Origin of the sequence: Phycicoccus sp. 3266, from assembly GCF_031456495.1 — a bacterium.
Lineage (GTDB): Bacteria > Actinomycetota > Actinomycetes > Actinomycetales > Dermatophilaceae > Pedococcus.
Genome location: NZ_JAVDUW010000003.1, coordinates 473032 through 489949 on the forward strand (window position 1 = coordinate 473032; position 16918 = coordinate 489949).

Below are 16918 nucleotides of genomic sequence, written 5' to 3' on the forward strand. Positions count from 1 at the left end.
CGCGGAGAGGGGTGACCGCGGGAGGCTACGCAACCCGCTGACGTGGGCGGAAGTGACATTTGTCATGGGTGGCACACTCGCCTCCATGGCCCCCGCTCCCCCGCTCCCCTCCCCTGCCGACGGCGTCCTGCGTCCCCTGACCGAGGCGGACGTCCCGGCTGTGCTGCACCTCAACGCCACGCACGTCGAGCTGCTCTCCCCGCTGGACGAGGCGAGGCTCGAGCGGCTGGTCGGGTGGAGCGAGCGCGCCGACGTCATCACGGCGGACGAGCAGGTCGCGGGCTTCGTCCTCACCTTCGGCCCGGGCAGCGACTACGACTCGGAGAACTACCGCTGGTTCGCCCAGCGCTACGGCGCCGGCTTCCTCTACCTCGACCGCATCGTCGTGGACGACCGGTTCCGCCGGCGCGGCCTGGCTTCGCGCGTCTACGACCTCGTCGAGGCGCGGGCCGCCGACGCGGGGCGGCTGGCCCTCGAGGTGAACGTCGACCCGCCGAACGAGCCGTCCCTGGCGTTCCACCGGGCACGCGGCTTCGTCGAGGTGGGCACCCTCGGTCCTCAGGGCCACCAGGTCGGGCTCATGGTCAAGGAGCTCGCGGCGGGCCAGGCCTGACCGACCGGTCGACCCCCTCTCGACCAAACGCAGGAGACGCAATCCGTGCAGGTCGGGCTAGGGTCGTGGAGGATGGCAGTTCGTCCGCCGGGGGTCCGGCGGCAGGGGTGGACAGGACGAGACGTGGCGCTGTTGGGACGCGCCGGCCTCGCGGCAGCAGCACTCGCGGCCGTGGCGCTGGCAGGAGCAGCACCGGCACACGCCTCCCCGTCAGTCACATCGACCACAGTCGTCACACCCGCCACGACCCCCACCGGTGCGACCAGCCCCACGACCGGCCCGACCGGCACGGTCACGACGCCGGCCTCCGGGCCGACGGTGGGCACGGGCGACGTCACCGGCAGGGCCACCGCCACCCCCGGTGCCGCCGGTGAGCGGACCCTCAGCCCCGCTGACGTCGCCGCCCAGATCGCCAAGGCCGACGCACTGACCGCGGACCTCGGCCGCACCAACGCCGGGATCGCCGCGGCGGCCGAGAAGCTGTCTCGCCTGGCCGTCCAGGCCAACGCGCTGCTGCAGCAGTACTCCGAGGCCACGACGCAGGAGCGCGCCGCGCGTGACGAGGCTGCCCGCGACGTCGCGCTGTACCAGCGCCTCAGCAGCCAGATGGGCCAGGACCGCCGCGCCCTCGCCCAGTGGGCCTACCTCGCGTATGCCGGGACCGGCGGCACCATCACGGACGTGGGCGCGCTGCTCGACACCTTGGGCGAGCCGCCGGCCGAGGCCAGCGACAGTGCCGCCCAGCTGTCCTACCTGAGCGACCTGAGGGCTGGGGCGTTCGCGCGCGTGCAGAACCAGACCGAGCTGCAGCGCTCGGTCGCCGTCAGCGCTGTCGAGGCCAGCACCCGGGCCACGGAGGCGGCGGCAGCCGCCAAGACGGCCAAGGACCAGCTCGACGTGGTCATCGCCGAGCAGAAGTCCCAGCTCGAGACGACCCGGGCCCTGCATGCACAGCAGGTGTCGAAGGCGGGCCCGGTGGCGGGGCTGCTGCTCGGCAGCGGCGACCCGGCGGCGGTCGACGCGTTCAAGCGGCTGCGCAAGGCGCTCGTCGTCCCGGGGGTGTCGGCGGACGGCTCGGTGAAGCCGTGCAGCACCAACGAGAACGACTACCCCAACGGGCAGATCCCCGCGGCCGGCCTGTGCCCGCTCGTGGGCGACCCCAGCCAGAGCCTGCGGCCGAGCGCCGCGGCCGCGTTCAACGAGATGAGCCTCGCGTACCAGAAGGACACGGGGAAGCCGCTGTGCATCACCGACTCCTACCGGTCGTATGCCGAGCAGGTGGCGGTCAAGGCGAGCCGCGGGAAGTGGGCGGCCGAGCCCGGCACGAGCGAGCACGGTCTGGGCCACGCCGTGGACCTGTGCGGCGGCGTCGAGGACTTCGGCAACCCGGCCCACCTGTGGATGGTGCAGAACGCCCCCCTCTACGGCTGGTTCCACCCCGACTGGGCCGAGCCGCAGGGTGCGCTGCCCGAGCCGTGGCACTGGGAGTTCGCGGGCTGACCTGCGGGGTGCGACGCGCCCGCGGGGTCTGGGTACCAATACGCATGGTCGCGCCGACCCGCTGTGCCACCCTTCACGCATGACGACACAGGCGTCCGCCCCGGACGCGCTCTACGCGGACACCGACCGGTACAAGCGCCCCTGGTACTGGTACGACTGGGCCAACTCCGCGTTCGTCACGACCGTCGGCACGGTGCTGTTCGGGCCCTACCTGACCACCGTCGCGAAGAAGGCCGCGTGCCCCGACCAGGACACCGACCTGCGGTGTGCCACGAACCTGCACGTCGTCCCCGCTGCCGCCGACCTACCGGGCTGGGTCTGGCGAGGAGCGCTGGTCCTGACCGTCCTGGGCCTCCTGCTCCTGGTCGCCGGCGTGGCGCAGCTCGTGCGCGACCGCCCCGCTCCCCTGCCGTTCGGAGTCCCCCTCGGGGCCGCCGGGCTCGGCGCTGTGCTCCTGGTGCTCACCGCCCCGCTCGACCCGGGCTCGGTCGCCTCGTACACCGTGACCCTGTCGACCATCCTGTCCGCGGTCCTGCTGGTCCTCGTCGGCGCCGTCGCCGACCGGACGCCGCGCCCCGCGCGGCTCCTCGGCGGGTTCGCCTGGACCGGCGCGCTGGCGGCGTCGCTGCTGTTCTTCCTCGACGGCCAGAACTGGCGCTTCGGTGCAGGCATGATGATCCTCGCGACGATCGCCCTCGGGTCCTCGCTCGTCGTCTACGACGCCATCCTGTGCCGCATCGCCAGCCCCGACGACCGTGACGCGGTCTCGTCCAAGGGGTGGGCGCTGGGCTACCTCGGCGGCGGCCTGCTGCTCGCCCTCAACCTGCTCATCGTCTCGGCACCCGGCCTCATCGGCGTTGACAAGGGCACCGCCGTCCGGATCAGCCTGCTGTCGGCCGGCCTGTGGTGGGGCCTGTTCACGATCATCCCGGTCAAGGGCCTGTGGGACCTGCGCGGCGCCGGGATCCGAGGGAACGACGTGCCGACGGCGGGCATCGTCCGTGGCAGCTGGGTGCAGCTCGGCCACACCTTCCGCGACATGCGGGCCTTCCCGCAGACGCTGCTGTTCCTGGCCGCCTACCTGTTCTTCAACGACGGCATCCAGACCGTCATCACCTCGAGCAGCCTGTACGGCGCCGAGCAGCTGAAGTTCGAGCAGAGCCAGCTGATCGCCCTCATCCTGCTCGTGCAGTTCGTCGCCTTCGGCGGCGCCCTGCTGTTCGGCCGGCTCGCCCGCAGCTACGGCGCGTGGCGGACCGTCCTGGGGTCGCTCGTCGCCTGGTCGCTCATCGTCGTGGCAGCGTTCTTCCTCCCCGCGAAGGCGTTCGTCCCGTTCATCGCCCTGGGCGTGCTCATCGGCATCGTCCTGGGCGGTAGCCAGGCGCTGAGCCGGTCCCTCTTCAGCCAGCTGGTGCCCAAGGCGCGGGAGGCCGAGTTCTTCGCCTTCTACCAGGCCATGGAGCGTGGGACGTCGTGGTTCGGGACGCTGCTGTTCGGCCTGGTGCACCAGGTCACCGGGTCCTACCGCCCGGCGATCGTTGCTCTCATCGTCTTCTTCGTGGCCGGGTTCGTGCTCCTGCGGCGGGTCGACGTGCGCCAGGGCATCCTCGACGCCGGCAACGAGGTGCCGCAGGTCGTGTGATCTGCGTCACAGCAGCCAACGTACAGGCGTCCCAGTCCGTCCCCAGGGGTAGACGCAGCCGGAACATTCGGCCGATCCGCGGCGTTGACGACAACGAATCCCGGGAGCCCCGACCGAATCCGAGCGGGCAGGGACACCATACGTTGGGAGAACCCCTCATGGCAGAACGCACCCTCCGCGGCAGCCGGATGGTCTCGCACAGCCTGGAGACCGACGAGCACGTCGTGCCTAGCGAACGGCAGATCACCGCGTACGTGTGCCCCTTGGGGCACCGCACCGAGCTCCCCTTCTCGATCGAGGCCGAGATCCCGCCCACCTGGGAGTGCCGGTGCGGCGAGGAGGCCCGGCTGGTCGACGGCCCGGAGCCCGAGCACAAGCCGGTCAAGCACCAGCGCACGCACTGGGACATGCTCCTGGAGCGCCGCAGCATCCCCGAGCTCGAGGAGCTGCTCGAGGAGCGGCTGACCCTGCTGCGCGAGTCGCGTGGCGAGAAGCCGCGCCGCAAGCGCACCGCCTGACCTCAGACAGGACGAAGGCCGCGTCCCTTTCGGGGACGCGGCCTTCGCCATGTCTGTGCGGCCTCCGCCGGGCCGCGCTCAGAGCACCTGGCCCTCGATGACGTCCGGCGGCCCTCCCCCGCGCCCCCGACCGCCGAAGAAGCCGCGCAGCAGCCGGCGTGCGACGACGGCCTCGAGCGCCCGCCGCGCGAACGGCCGGGTCACCGGCAGGATCAGGACGAAGCCGACGACGTCGGTGAGGAACCCCGGCGAGAGCAGCAGCGTGCCCCCGACCAGCACGAGGGCCGCGTCGGCGAGCTGGCGGCTGGGCATCTGGCCGGTGTTCAGCGCGGTGACCAGTGCCCGCCAGGCACGGGCGCCCTCCCGGCGGACCAGCCACGCACCCAGCGCCGACTCGAGCAGCAGCAGGACGAGGGTCTGCCACCCGCCGATGACCTTGCCGACGGCGATGATCGTGGCGATCTCGAGGATCGGCACGACCAGCAGCAGGGCGAACACCACGGCGAGCCACCGCGGGCGGCGACGGCGGGCGCGCGGGGCGGGTCCTACAGCTGGTGCCACGTGGCCTCCCTGCGGCGCAGCCGGCGCAGCTGGTCGGCGCGGTGGTGCACACCCCACACGGTGATGCGCTGCAGCGACTCGCGCATGATGTCGCCGCTCATCTTGGAGTCGCCCAGCTCGCGCTCGACGAAGGTGATGGGCACCTCCACGACCCGCATGCCGAGCGCGACGGCCCGGCGGGTGAGGTCGGTCTGGAACGAGTAGCCCTGCGAGGCCACGTCGTGCAGGCCGATCTTGCGCAGGGCGTCGGCGGTGTAGACGCGGTAGCCGGCCGTCGCGTCGTTGACCGGCATGCCGAGCAGGACGCGGATGTAGAGGTTGCCGCCCACCGACAGCGCCTTGCGGTGCAGCGGCCAGTTGACGACCGAGCCACCCCGGACCCACCGGGACCCGATGACGAGGTCCGCGCCGTCCTGCACGGCGACGAGCAGGGCCGGCAGCTGCTCGGGCTGGTGCGAGCCGTCGGCGTCCATCTCCACGACGGCGTCGTAGCCGTGCTCGAGCGCCCAGGCGAACCCGGCGAGGTACGCGCGGCCCAGGCCCTCCTTGCCGGCTCGGTGCAGCACGTGCACGAGCGGGTCGGCGGCCGCGAGCTCGTCGGCCACCTGGCCGGTCCCGTCGGGCGAGTTGTCGTCCAGGACGAGGATCTCGGCCGCGGGGACGGACGCGCGCAGGCGCCGGACCACGACCGGCAGGTTCTCGCGCTCGTTGTAGGTGGGGATGCACACCAGCACCCGCTCGATCGTGCGGTCAGACAACGACGCGTTCCCTCTCGTGGTCGGCCGGCTCGGACGGGCCGGCGGCAGTGCGCCCGACCCTAGCGTTCCGGCGACCCAGCCACAGTCCCAACCCCAGCAGCAGCAGGGTGGCGAGCCCCGCGGCATACCCCGGCAGCGGTCCGATGCGGTCGGACGGGGTGACCTCCGTGCGCACGACCGGCGAGCCGTACCGGGCCGCCTGCGTGAACAACGACGTCTTGTCGACGTACGTTCCGTCGGGGGCGATGAAGCCGCTCACGCCGACCGTGGAGACGTGGACGATCGAGCGACCGTGCTCGATCGCGCGGATCCGGCTGATCGCGAACTGCTGCTCGGACTCGGCGGTGAAGCCGAACGTCGCGTTGTTGGTCTGCACGGCCAGGACGCTGTCGCGCTTCCCGGGCTGCAGCGTCGAGTCCCGCATCAGGCCGTCGTAGGCGACCTCGAAGCAGATGGTCGGGACGATCCAGTAGGGGCGGCTCCCGCTGACCGGGACCTCGAACGCGCCGGGCCGGTCCCCCTTGGTGAAGTCGCGAGCGACCAGGTCGACCTTGTCGCTGAAGTTCCGGAAGAACGAGCGGTACGGGATGTACTCGGCGAACGGGACCGGGTGCTGCTTGACGTACCGCTGGGGCGCGCCCCCCTCGGGCCCGTAGAACAGCGAGGCGTTGGAGACGTAGCGGCCGGGACCGTCGAGGACCGCCCCGACCAGGACGGGGGCCTTGGCCGTCACGACCGCCAGCCGGATGTCGGCGGCGGCGTCGAGGTTCTCCAGCGGGTCGATGTCGGAGGAGTTCTCCGGCCAGACGACGAGCGTCGGCGGCGTCGTCTCGTGGGCCGTGGCCCGCACGGTCGCCTGCACGTGGTTGTCGAGCACCTTGCGGCGCTCGGCGTTGAAGTCCAGGCCGGGCTTGGGGACGTTGCCCTGGACGAACAGGACCGAGACGCGCCGGCCGTCGGTGGGCGGGGTGGTGGCCACGGCTGCCACCGCGGGCGCGGCGGCAGCAAGCACCAGCAGCGCGGGCAGCAGCCGGCCGGAGCGCGGACCGCGGTGGCGCGGGCGCCCCAGCCGGTGGGTCGCCTCGCGGCCCAGCACGTGCACGAGCACCCCGACGCAGGCGACCGCGAAGGTCAGCCCCGGCGCACCGGCATACCGGGCGAAGGGTGCCAGCGGGCTGTCCGCCTGGCTGAACGCGAGCCGGGCCCACGGGAAGCCGCCGAACGGGGTGGTGCCCCGCGCCCACTCCTGGAGCACCCAGGCGAGCGGGACGACGGCGTATGCCAGGGGCCGCCAGCGGGTGCCCAGCAGCGGGCGCTGCACGACCGCGGTGAGCAGGCACATCGCGGCGAGGTACAGCGACTCCAGGACGGCGAGGGCGACCCAGGGCAGGTTCCCGACGTACACGCCCGTCCAGGACAGGGTCGGCAGGAAGAAGCCGAGGCCGTGCGCCAGGCCCACCAGCGCGGCGAGCCGCCACCGCGCGCCGAGCACGGCCGCCGACAGCAGCGCCACCCCCACCGGGGCCAGCCACCAGTGGTTCGAGGTCGGGAAGGCCTGTGCCGTGAGCAGGCCCGACAGGACGGCGGCGAGGACCCGGGCCAGGGCGCGGGCGCGACGGACAGGCGACGGCACGCCACCACGGTAGGACACGGCACGACCCGCGCCGCCGTTGGGACCAGCAGGGGGCTGGCTGGGTGCCATCCCCACGCTGTTGTCTACTGAGCGCGCGGGCCGTGTCGTCGTCCACCACCGCGGCGAGGCGGGGTGTCAGCTCGGGTGGGACTGCGGTGCTGGCGGGCGGTGACTGCGCGCGCTCGTCACCGTGCATCACGTCCCCGTGCCCGGTGCTGGATCCCCCTGTCGCGGTCGTTGCGGTGAAACAACCGAGGGCCAACATACCGTCGCCACATGCCCTGTCAAGCGCCGTGACGGAACCCCGTCACGCCATCGTCGCAGGTCGTGCGGTTGCGCCAATTCCCTTGTGCGTCAGAGGATCCCCGTAAAGAATCTGTCAGGTCGGCGTGTCGGGGCGCGACACGCCGACCACGCTGTCCGAGGAGTGGTCACCCCGCCCGGGGAGGGACCACCACGACGCCGCGGGCGGTCGTCGCCACGACCGGCGGGTCGAGGACGTCGGCCGCGGACTCGCCCCGCTCCGGCGCCCCACGCCCCACCACCCGGACCTCGAACTCCATCTCGCGGCTGCGGGTGCCGGCCCGGACGAGCCGGGCCTCGATCTCGATGACGTCGCCCGCGCGGACGGGTGCCTTGAACTGGACGTCGGAGTAGCTGGCGAACAGGCCCTCGTCCCCGTCGGTGCGGATGCACATCTCGGTCGCGACGTCCCCGAACGCGGCCAGCGAGTACGCCCCGTCGACGAGGTTTCCGGCGTAGTGGGCGTGCGAGTACGGGACATAGCGGCGGTGGGTGACGGTCGTGCCGACCTCGGGGCTGGTCATCGCTTCTCCTTGGGCTGGGCGAGGGCGTGCACGAGGTAGCTGGCCACCTCGCCGGGGGTGGTGCCGCGGCCGAAGATGCGGTCGACGCCCAGGCGCTGGGCCGACCCCTCCTCGAACCGGGGGCCGCCCACGACGAGCAGGGGGACCTGCCCGGCCGGGTAGGCCTCGCGGAAGGCGGCGCTCATCGCGGTGGTGTTGTGGATGTGGGCGTCCTTCTGGGTCACGACCTGGCTGACCATGACGGCGTCGGCCTTCTCCGCGCGGGCCCGCGCCACGAGCTCGGGCACGAGGACCTGGGCGCCGAGGTTCACCACCTTGACCTCGCGGTAGTACTCCAGGCCCTTCTCCCCCGCGAAGCCCTTGATGTTGAGGATCGCGTCGATCCCGACCGTGTGGGCGTCGGTGCCGATGCAGGCGCCGACGACGACGAGCTTGCGCCGGAGCCGGGACTTGATCGCCGCGTTGACCTCCTTGGGGCTCAGCAGCGGGAACTCGCGCTCGACCACCTCGACCTCGCGCAGGTCGACGAGGTGCTTCACGCTGCCGTAGACGACGAAGAAGGTGAAGTCCGGGCCCATGGCCTTGGCGTGCACGAGCAGGGCCGGCTCGAGGCCCATCTTCGCCGCGAGCTGCAGGGCGGCGCCCTCGGCGCGCTTGTCGTGCGGCACAGGCAGGGTGAAGGACACCTGCACCATCCCGTCGCCGGTGGTGTCGCCGTAGGGGCGGACGATGTCGGGCGTCCGCCGGACCGTGTCCGATCCCCCGGCCAGCGCCTCGTGCGCCGCGCGCGAGCGGCGGGTCGGGGTCGGGTCGAGCGGCATCGCGCTGTCGGTCGTCGAGGCGCTCACTTGGTCTCCCCCGTCTCGAGCAGGGTCACGGCCGGGTTGTCGTAGCCCTCGGCCCGTCGCACCACGCCGTCCAGGCCCTTGCCCCGGTCGGCAGGCCGCTTCATGAGGCCGAAGGTGCCGTCGGCGATCGCGGCCAGCAGCGGCGGGTCCCCGGCGGTGTCGCTGTCGGAGACGATCTGGTCGAGCAGGTCGACGGCCTCCCCCAGCACCTGGCGGGCGCGCGTCTGGATGAAGCCGTCCCTCGGCGGGTGGAAGTCCTCGGTGAGGCCGCCGGCCGCGTTGAGCACGTAGCGCACGTTCTGCAGGGCGAGGTCGCGGTCGGACAGGAACGGCGTCACGACGGCCTCGGTCATCATCCCGACGAGCAGGATCCCCTGGCCGGTCATGGCACCCACGAGGTTGAAGAACCCGTCGAGCAGGTAGCCGCGGAACACGTCGCCTGTCATGTGCTTGGTCGGTGGCATCCACTTCAACGGCGCGTCCGGGAACAGCTGCCGGGCGAGCAGCGCGTGGGCGAGCTCCATCCGGAAGCTGTCGGGCAGGTCGGGGTTGATCTCGAACGCGTGGCCCAGGCCGAGCTGCCAGTCCTCGAGCCCGGCCTCCTTGGCGAAGTACTCGTTGAGCAGCTGGCTCACGGTGACCGTGTGCGCGGCCTCGACGGCGTCGGCCGTGGTGAGGTAGTTGTCCTCGCCGGTGTTGATGATGATCCCGGCCCGGGCGTGGATCTGGCGGCTGAACCGCTGGTCGACGAAGGTGCGGACCGGGTTGATGTCGCGGAAGAGGATCCCGTACATCGAGTCGTTGAGCATCATGTCGAGTCGCTCGAGCCCGGCCAGCGTGGCGATCTCCGGCATGCACAGCCCGGACGCGTAGTTGGTGAGCCGGATGTAGCGGCCGAGCTCCTTGGACGTCTCGTCGAGGGCCGCGCGCATGAGGCGGAAGTTCTCCTGCGTGGCGTACGTGCCGGCATACCCCTCGCGGGTGGCGCCCTCCGGCACGTAGTCGAGCAGGGACTGCCCGGTGGAGCGGATGACGGCGATGATGTCCGCGCCCTCGCGGGCAGCGGCCTGGGCCTGCGGGATGTCCTCGTAGATGTCGCCGGTGGCGACGATGAGGTAGATCCACGGCCGCTGCTCGGGGTCGCCGTGGCGGCGGATGAGCCGGTCGCGCGTGGCCCGCTGCCGGTCGATGGTGCGTATGCCGCGTGCGACGGCCGAGCGGGCGGCCTTCTGCGCGCGGGTGGCCTCGCGGCCCTCCGGGAGCCGGAAGCTCACCGAGCCGCTGGCCGACTTCTGGGCGAGGGTCAGCAGGTCCTCGGCCTCGCCTCGCCGCAGGGCGTCGAAGACGGGGGTCGTGACGCCGTGCTCGAGGCCGACGTCCGCACGCACCCGGTCGACGAGGTGGTTGACCCAGGGCACGCGCTCGTGGTCGGCGCCGGCGAGCCCCGCCAGGCGCAGGGTCGCGCGCTCCACCGACACGGTGGTGTGTTCCTGGGCCATCCGGACGACCGGGCGGCCGGCCTTGCGGGCCAGGGAGCGGGCCTTCCGGACGGTGGCGGGGTCGAGGTCGAGGACGGGCTTCACGCGGGAGGACACGCGCCGAATCTAGCAGTGGAGCACAGGATTTCCGGCCAGTACGCTCGTAGGCCGCAAATCCTCAGGCTGTGCCCCGCTCCGGGTCGCCAGTTCCGGCGGCCGCGGCGATGCTGGGCGTGACGCCGCACCGAGCGGCGGGACGGGAGGCGGTCGTGCCGAAGACGACGAGGTCGGGACGGGCGAAGGAGAGCGAGCTGCCGAGCACGCTGCAGCGCTCGGACCAGAAGGCCAAGGACACCTACGCGCAGACGTACGACTCGGCGGCGGAGCAGTACGACAGCGAGGAGCGCGCGCAGCGCACGGCCTACGCGGCCCTGAAGCACACGCACGAGAAGGTCGGCGACCACTGGGAGCCCAAGGAGGAGTACGGGCCGTCCGACGCGCACGCCGAGCAGGGGTACGGCTGGTCCGCGCCGACGGCGGGTGGCGTCGACGCCAACGCCACGAAGGAGCACCTGCTCGATCTCGCGCGGCGGCTCGACGTCCGGGGTCGTTCCCGGATGACCAAGGCCGAGCTGGTCGAGGCGCTGCAGAGGGCCAACGACCGGGCCTCCGCACACGCGCGCGGCGACTAGCCCGCGGGGCCTAGGAGGGGCAGCCGCTCGAGGACGCGCTCGGCGAGGGCGACCGCGGCCACGCCGTCGTCGGCGGTGACCCTGGCGGGCGCCCCGGTGAGCACGTGGTCGCGCAGCTCGCGGGCCTGGCGCAGGTAGGGGTCGGCGTCGGCGAACTCGTCGTCGGTGGCCTCGTCGTCGGTGGTCGTGTCGTACGCGGCAGTTCCCCGGGAGCCCCCGACGGCGTACGTCGTCGAGAACGGCGTGCCCGGCGGCCCCCAGGTGGCCTCGACCGTGGTCGTGACGCCTGACTCATGCGCCAGGACCGCCCGGACCGACCGCTGCCGGGGGTCGAGGGACCGCGCCGCCACCTCGCGCACCGGTCCGAAGAGCCACAGCGCCTGGTCGAGGTCGTGCAGCATCAGGTCGAGCACCACTCCCCCGGACCGGGCGACGTCGTGGAACCAGCTGTCGTCCGGCGGAGCCTGGACGTGACGGGTGAACCGCGCGTGGTCCACGACGCCGAGGTCCCCGGTGGACAGCCGGGCACGGAGCGCGTCGTACGCGGGGAACCAGCGCACGACGTGGGCGGGCAGGAGCGGCACCCCCGCCTGCCGGGCCGCGTCGACCAACGACTGCGCGCCGTGCGCCGTGCGGGCCAGCGGCTTCTCGCAGATGACGGGTCGGCGGGCTGCCACGGCGGCCAGCACGACCTCCTCGTGGGTGTCGGTGGGCGAGCAGACGTCGACCAGGTCGCTGGTTGCGAGGAGATCAGCCAGGTCGCCGGCCACCGCCGTGCCGTGGCGCTCGGCGAACGCGGTCGGCGGACGACGGGAGTGGACCACGACGTGGGCGCCGAGTGCCTGCCAGGCCCGCACGTGGGGCACTGCGATGCCGCCCGCCCCGACGACGCCGACCCGCACCGGGTCAGCCCGCGGTCGAGGGGGCGAGCGCCCCGGTGTCGTGCACGACGCGCCCGCGGACGGACGTGCGCAGGCACACCGGCAGCGGGGCGCCCGGCGAGAGGTCCGGCAGCCCGGGCGTGCCCGACCGGGGGTCGGTGGACCAGGTCTGGATGCGGTCGTCGGGAGCCTGGACGACGAGGTCGCCCACCTGCCAGACCGCGAACGTCGCCGGCAGGCCCAGGTCGAGGTAGCCACGGTCGTCGAAGCCGGCGGCCCGCCATCCACCACGGGTGTGGGCCAGGAAGGCGGAGCGGGCCGAGACCCGCTGGGACTCGTCGTGGTGGTTGACGCAGGCGCGCACGGCCTCCCACGGCGCGAACGGGGTGACCGGCGAGTCGGACCCCAGCGCGACGGTCATCCCGGCGGCCATCATCCAGGCGAACGGGTTCATCGGCCCGGCGTCGCCCTCGCCCCGGCCGTGGACGCGGTCGGCGCCCAGCCGCGCGGCATACATGCCGGAGTCCCCGCCCCAGAAGGCGTCGAAGGCAGGCTGGACGGAGGCCGAGACGCCGAGGCGGGCCAGGCGCTCGATGCCGTCCCGCGAGACCATCTCGAGGTGCTCGAGGCGGTGCCGGGCGCGGGTCACGACCGGTGCCCCCACGAGCTCGGCAGCCGCCTCGAAGCCGGCCACGGCGGTGTCGACGCCGGCGTCGCCGATCACGTGGAAGCCGGCCTGCAGCCCGGCGAGCGAGCAGGCGGCGACGTGGTCGCGCACCTGCTCGACGGTGAGGTAGGCGTTGCCGGCGTGCCCCTCGCGGTCGGCGTAGGGCCGGCGCAGGTGCGCGGTGCGCGACCCGACGGAGCCGTCGATGTTGAGGTCGCCGGCGAGGCCGTGCGCGCCGCGCAGGGCGGCGACGTCGCGGGCCTCCTGCTCGTCGGACACCAGCTGGGCCCAGTAGCCGATCGTCTGCGGGCCGTCGCCGCGCTCCCCCGCGGCCAGCACCTCGGCGAAGTCGTCCGTGCCCGACAGGGTTCGGCCGCCGTTCTCGTGGACCAGGCCGATGCCGGCAGCGGCGGCGGTGCGCAGGGCCAGGTCGATGTCGGCCTGCCGCTGGGCCGGGGTGACCGCGGCGTTGAACGCCTCGCGGGCGGCGTGGTGGGCGTCGCGGGTGACGAGGCCGTCGCCCTCCCACCCCGGCAGGTCGCGGGCACCGCACGCGGCCGCGAGCGCGGAGGAGATGACCGCGGAGTGGCCGTCGACGCGGGGGCTGTAGACGACGCCGCCGTAGGTGGCCCGGTCGAGCTCGGCAGCGGTGTGCGGGCGTCCGTCCGCCCAGTTCCCCTGGTCCCAGTTGGGGGCGTAGACCGGCCGTCCGCGGTCGCGGCGGGCGGCGTCCTCGACCCGGCTCAGGGCCTCGGCCACGCTGCGGGCGGTGCCGAGGTCCACCCCGCGCAGGCCCGCCCCCGTCTGCGACAGGTGGGCGTGGGCGTCGACGAAGGCGGGCGTGACGAGCGCCCCGTCGAGCTCGACGACCTCGTCGACGGCGTCCGCGTGCACGGCCGCCGCGTCGTCGCCGCCGATCCAGGCGATGGTGCCGGTCGCGTCGTCGACGACCATCGCGTTCGCGAAGGGGTCGATGGGGGTGTAGACGAATCCGCCGCGGTACAGGGTGGTCACGGCTGCACCCTATGCGCCGGCCCGCTCCCCCAGGACGGTGAGGCAGGCGCGCGCGATCTCCAGCTCCTCGTTGGTCGGGACGACCAGCCCGACGACCCGGCTCCCCGGCGTGGTGACCACGCGCTCGGCGGGGCCGTCGTCGTTGGCGGCGGTGTCCAGCTCGACGCCGAGGACGTCGAGCCGGCCCAGGACCGCAGCGCGCACGGCTGCGCTGTGCTCGCCGATGCCGCCGGTGAAGACGATCGCGTCGACCCGGCCGAGGGCCGCGGCATACGCCCCGACGTACTTGCGCAGCCGGTACACCATGACGTCGAAGGCGAGGGCGGCGTCCGCGTCCCCGGACTCCCGGCGCTGCTCGACCTCGCGCAGGTCGGCGATGCCGGTGAGGCCCTTGAGCCCGCTCTCGTGGTTGAGCGCCTTGTCGTATGCCGTCGCGTCCAGGCCCGCGGCGCGGGACAGGTAGGCGCCCAGGGCCGGGTCGAGGTCGCCGGGCCGGGTGCCCATGACCAGGCCCTCGAGCGGCGACAGCCCCATCGACGTGTCGACGCTTCGTCCGCCCTCGACGGCGCACGCGCTCGCGCCGTTGCCGAGGTGGAGCACGACGAGGTTGGTGTCGCCCGGGTCGCTCCCGAGGACCTCGCAGGCGCGACGCGAGACGAACGCGAACGACGTCCCGTGGAAGCCGTAGCGGCGGACACGGTGCCGCTCGCGCCACTCGCGGGGCACGGCATACGTGTGGGCGTACGGCGGCAGCGTCTGGTGGAAGGCGGTGTCGAAGACGGCCACCTGGGGCACGTCCGGGAAGGCGCGCAGCGCGGTCTCGATGCCCTCGAGGTTGGCGGGGTTGTGCAGGGGCGCCAGCGGGGCCAGGTTGCGGACCGCCTGGAGGACGCGGTCGTCGACGAGGACCGGCTCGCTGAACCGGGCACCGCCGTGCACGACGCGGTGGCCGATGGCGACGGGCGGCTCGGCGTCGAGGTCCGGGCCGTGGTCCCGCAGCGCCTGCTGGGCGGCCGCGAGCGCGGCGGCGTGGTCGGGCACGGACACGTCCTGCTCGTGCGTCCCGTCCCCCGCGGTGTGCCGCAGGTGCCCGTCGCCGCCGATCCGCTCGACGAGGCCGGTCGCGGCCGTCTCGCCGCTCGCCCCGTCGACGACCTGGTACTTCAGGGACGAGGAGCCGGCGTTGAGGACCAGCACCCGGTTGCCGGCCATCAGTCGCCGGCCTGGATCGCGGTGATGGCGATGGTGTTGACGATGTCGCGCACGAGGGCACCTCGGGACAGGTCGTTGACCGGGCGGTTGAGGCCCTGCAGGACCGGCCCGATGGCGACGGCCGACGCGCTGCGCTGGACGGCCTTGTAGGTGTTGTTGCCGGTGTTGAGGTCGGGGAAGACGAGCACGGTGGCCCGGCCCGCGACGGTGCTGCCCTCGAGCTTGGTGGCAGCCACGTGCGGGTCGACCGCGGCGTCGTACTGGATCGGCCCCTCGACGAGCAGGTCCGGCTCGCGCTCGCGCACCAGTGCCGTCGCGGCGCGCACCTTCTCGACGTCGGCTCCGGTGCCGGATCCGCCGGTGGAGTACGACAGCATCGCCACGCGCGGCTCGATCCCGAACCGCTGCGCCGTGCGGGCCGAGGAGATCGCGATGTCGGCGAGCTGCTCGGCGGTCGGGTCGGGGTTGACCGCGCAGTCGCCGTAGATGAGCACCCGGTCCGCGAGGCACATGAGGAACACGCTGGAGACGATGTGGACGCCGGGGGCGGTCCGTACGACCTCCAGTGCGGGGCGGATCGTGTGGGCCGTCGTGGTGACCGAGCCCGAGACCATGCCGTCCGCCAGCCCGTCGTGGACCATCATCGTCCCGAAGTAGGCGCCGTCCGCCACGAGGTCGAGCGCCTGGTCCAGCGTGACGCCCTTGTGGGCGCGCAGCGCTGCGTACTCCCGGGCGAAGCGCACCCGCCACGGGCTCGTCAGCGGGTCGACCACGTCGACGCCGATGAGGTCGACACCGGCGGCCCTCGCGGCGTCGTGCACCTCCTCGGGGTCGCCGAGCAGCGTGATGCGGGCGATGCCCGCGCTGCGGACCCGCTCGGTCGCGAGCAGGATGCGCGGCTCGGTCCCCTCCGGCAGGACGATGTGCGACCCGGACGCCCGGGCCCGTTCCACGAGCTGGTGCTCGAACATGAGCGGCGTGACGGCACCCTCGCCGTCGCCCGGGTGGGACGGCAGGCCGGGCCAGTCCTCGGGCCCGAAGGCGTCGTCGACCAGGGCCACTGCGGCCTCGACCTTGCGCGTCGCGTCGGCGGTGATCCGCCCCTGGGCCTCGCCGAGGGCGGTGGCGGTCGTCATCGTCCCGCCCTCGCTCGCGATCACCGGGAGCCGCACGTCGAGGCCCTCGATGAGCCGGCGCACCTGCGGCGTGAGGGCGAACCCGCCGTTGAGCACGAGCCCGGAGAGCGAGGGGAAGGTGCTGGAACGGTGGGCGAGCAGGGTGCCCAGGACGACGTCCTCCCGGTCGCCGGGGACGATGACGACGCCGCCCTCGATCAGGCGGTCGAGCACGTGCGGCATGGTCATGGCGGCCACGACCAGGCCCAGGCACTCGCGGTCGAGCAGGTTGTCGTCGCCGTGCACGACGGTGCCCCCGCACGCCTCGAGGAGGTCGCGGACGGTGGGTGCGCGCAGCAGCGGCGTCTCGGGCAGGACGTGCACCGAGGCGGGGGCGACCCGCCGGCCCAGCACCTCGGCGGTCTGCGCCAGGCGGTCGGGCGGCACCTGGTTGGCGACGACCCCCGCCACGTGGGCGTGCTGCTCGCGGGCCGCGGTGATGGCGAGCTCCGCGGTGGTGGCCACGTCCTCGGGGTCGCGCCCGACGGCGGGCTCGACGAGCAGCATCCGCGCCCCGAGGTTGGCCGCGATGCGCGCGTTCACGGCGAACTCGGTCGGGGCGGCCACGTCGGTGAAGTCCGACCCCACGACGAGCACCGTGTCGTGGTCGCGCGCCACCTCGTGGAACCGGTCCACGATGGTGCTCATCGCGCGGTCGGGGTCGGCGTGCACCTCGTCGTAGGTCACCCCGCAGGCAAGCTCCGCCGTCGTGGTCGTGGCCGGCAGCAGCGAGAGCAGCGTCTCCACGAGCACGTCGGTCTCGCCCGCGCGGACCACGGGCCGGAAGACGGTGACGCGGCCCGCGCGCCGGGCGAGCCGGTGCAGCAGCCCGACCGCCACGGCGGACTTGCCCGACCGCGCCTCCGTCCCGGCGAGGTAGATGCTGCTCGGCATGGCGC

At 73.4% G+C, this 16918-nt stretch carries 15 protein-coding genes; 5 read left to right on the forward strand and 10 right to left on the reverse strand.

The genetic code is table 11. The features are described from left to right. The first annotated feature begins 85 nt into the window (after positions 1 to 85). The 4 genes from J2X64_RS16680 (at position 86) to J2X64_RS16695 (ending at position 4273) form a co-directional block, all read left to right on the forward strand. A complete protein-coding gene (locus tag J2X64_RS16680) occupies positions 86 to 613 on the forward strand; it encodes a GNAT family N-acetyltransferase (RefSeq protein WP_310156904.1) in 528 nt (175 codons plus the stop codon). A 123-nt stretch (positions 614 to 736) separates the two neighbouring features. Continuing rightward, positions 737 to 2113 (forward strand): D-alanyl-D-alanine carboxypeptidase family protein, encoded by a 1377-nt coding sequence (locus J2X64_RS16685; protein WP_310156905.1) that lies wholly within the window; start codon positions 737 to 739, stop codon positions 2111 to 2113. Positions 2114 to 2192: 79 nt separating this feature from the next. Next, positions 2193 to 3755: an MFS transporter gene (locus J2X64_RS16690; protein WP_310156907.1), complete on the forward strand. Its 1563-nt coding sequence runs from the start codon at positions 2193 to 2195 to the stop codon at positions 3753 to 3755. Between the two features lie 158 nt (positions 3756 to 3913). Continuing rightward, entirely contained in the window at positions 3914 to 4273 is a 360-nt protein-coding gene (locus J2X64_RS16695) for an RNA polymerase-binding protein RbpA (RefSeq protein ID WP_310156909.1), read from the forward strand. A 78-nt stretch (positions 4274 to 4351) separates the two neighbouring features. Here J2X64_RS16695 and J2X64_RS16700 read toward each other — a convergent pair whose 3' ends face one another. The 6 genes from J2X64_RS16700 to J2X64_RS16725 all read right to left on the reverse strand — a co-directional run bounded on the left by J2X64_RS16700 (position 4352) and on the right by J2X64_RS16725 (position 10495). Further along, complete coding sequence (locus J2X64_RS16700; protein ID WP_310156912.1) at positions 4352 to 4834, reverse strand: FxsA family protein; 483 nt, start codon at positions 4832 to 4834, stop codon at positions 4352 to 4354. Then, positions 4819 to 5592, reverse strand: a complete 774-nt coding sequence (locus J2X64_RS16705) for a polyprenol monophosphomannose synthase (RefSeq protein WP_310156914.1) — start codon at positions 5590 to 5592, stop codon at positions 4819 to 4821. Before J2X64_RS16705 ends, J2X64_RS16700 begins: the two co-directional genes overlap by 16 nt. Further along, positions 5585 to 7225 carry an apolipoprotein N-acyltransferase gene (gene lnt / locus J2X64_RS16710; protein WP_310156915.1) on the reverse strand — a complete coding sequence of 547 codons (1641 nt, stop codon included), beginning with the start codon at positions 7223 to 7225 and terminating at the stop codon, positions 5585 to 5587. Before lnt ends, J2X64_RS16705 begins: the two co-directional genes overlap by 8 nt. A 431-nt stretch (positions 7226 to 7656) precedes the next feature. Beyond that, positions 7657 to 8052, reverse strand: a complete 396-nt coding sequence (locus J2X64_RS16715; protein ID WP_310156917.1) for a hotdog domain-containing protein — start codon at positions 8050 to 8052, stop codon at positions 7657 to 7659. Further along, the gene (locus J2X64_RS16720) at positions 8049 to 8900 is read right to left on the reverse strand and encodes an OAM dimerization domain-containing protein (RefSeq protein ID WP_310156919.1); all 852 of its coding nucleotides are present in this window, start codon (positions 8898 to 8900) and stop codon (positions 8049 to 8051) included. The genes J2X64_RS16715 and J2X64_RS16720 overlap by 4 nt, the downstream gene beginning before the upstream one ends. Further along, complete coding sequence (locus tag J2X64_RS16725) at positions 8897 to 10495, reverse strand: lysine 5,6-aminomutase subunit alpha (RefSeq protein ID WP_310156921.1); 1599 nt, start codon at positions 10493 to 10495, stop codon at positions 8897 to 8899. Before J2X64_RS16725 ends, J2X64_RS16720 begins: the two co-directional genes overlap by 4 nt. A 152-nt stretch (positions 10496 to 10647) precedes the next feature. On the opposite strand from J2X64_RS16725, the gene J2X64_RS16730 reads away from it, so the two are divergent. Further along, positions 10648 to 11070, forward strand: a complete 423-nt coding sequence (locus J2X64_RS16730; protein WP_310156923.1) for a ChaB family protein — start codon at positions 10648 to 10650, stop codon at positions 11068 to 11070. On the opposite strand, the gene J2X64_RS16735 is transcribed toward J2X64_RS16730, so the two are convergent. The 4 genes from J2X64_RS16735 to pta are packed head-to-tail and all read right to left on the reverse strand — an operon-like array spanning position 11067 to position 16913. Beyond that, positions 11067 to 11972: a Gfo/Idh/MocA family oxidoreductase gene (locus tag J2X64_RS16735; protein WP_310156925.1), complete on the reverse strand. Its 906-nt coding sequence runs from the start codon at positions 11970 to 11972 to the stop codon at positions 11067 to 11069. The two genes, J2X64_RS16730 and J2X64_RS16735, sit on opposite strands and share 4 nt — an antisense overlap. A 4-nt stretch (positions 11973 to 11976) precedes the next feature. Beyond that, positions 11977 to 13632, reverse strand: a complete 1656-nt coding sequence (locus J2X64_RS16740) for an amidohydrolase family protein (protein ID WP_310156928.1) — start codon at positions 13630 to 13632, stop codon at positions 11977 to 11979. Between the two features lie 9 nt (positions 13633 to 13641). Further along, positions 13642 to 14844 (reverse strand): acetate kinase, encoded by a 1203-nt coding sequence (locus J2X64_RS16745; RefSeq protein WP_310156930.1) that lies wholly within the window; start codon positions 14842 to 14844, stop codon positions 13642 to 13644. Further along, positions 14844 to 16913, reverse strand: coding sequence for a phosphate acetyltransferase (gene pta / locus J2X64_RS16750; RefSeq protein WP_310156931.1), 2070 nt, complete (start codon positions 16911 to 16913; stop codon positions 14844 to 14846). Before pta ends, J2X64_RS16745 begins: the two co-directional genes overlap by 1 nt. Between the last annotated feature and the right edge of the window lie 5 nt (positions 16914 to 16918).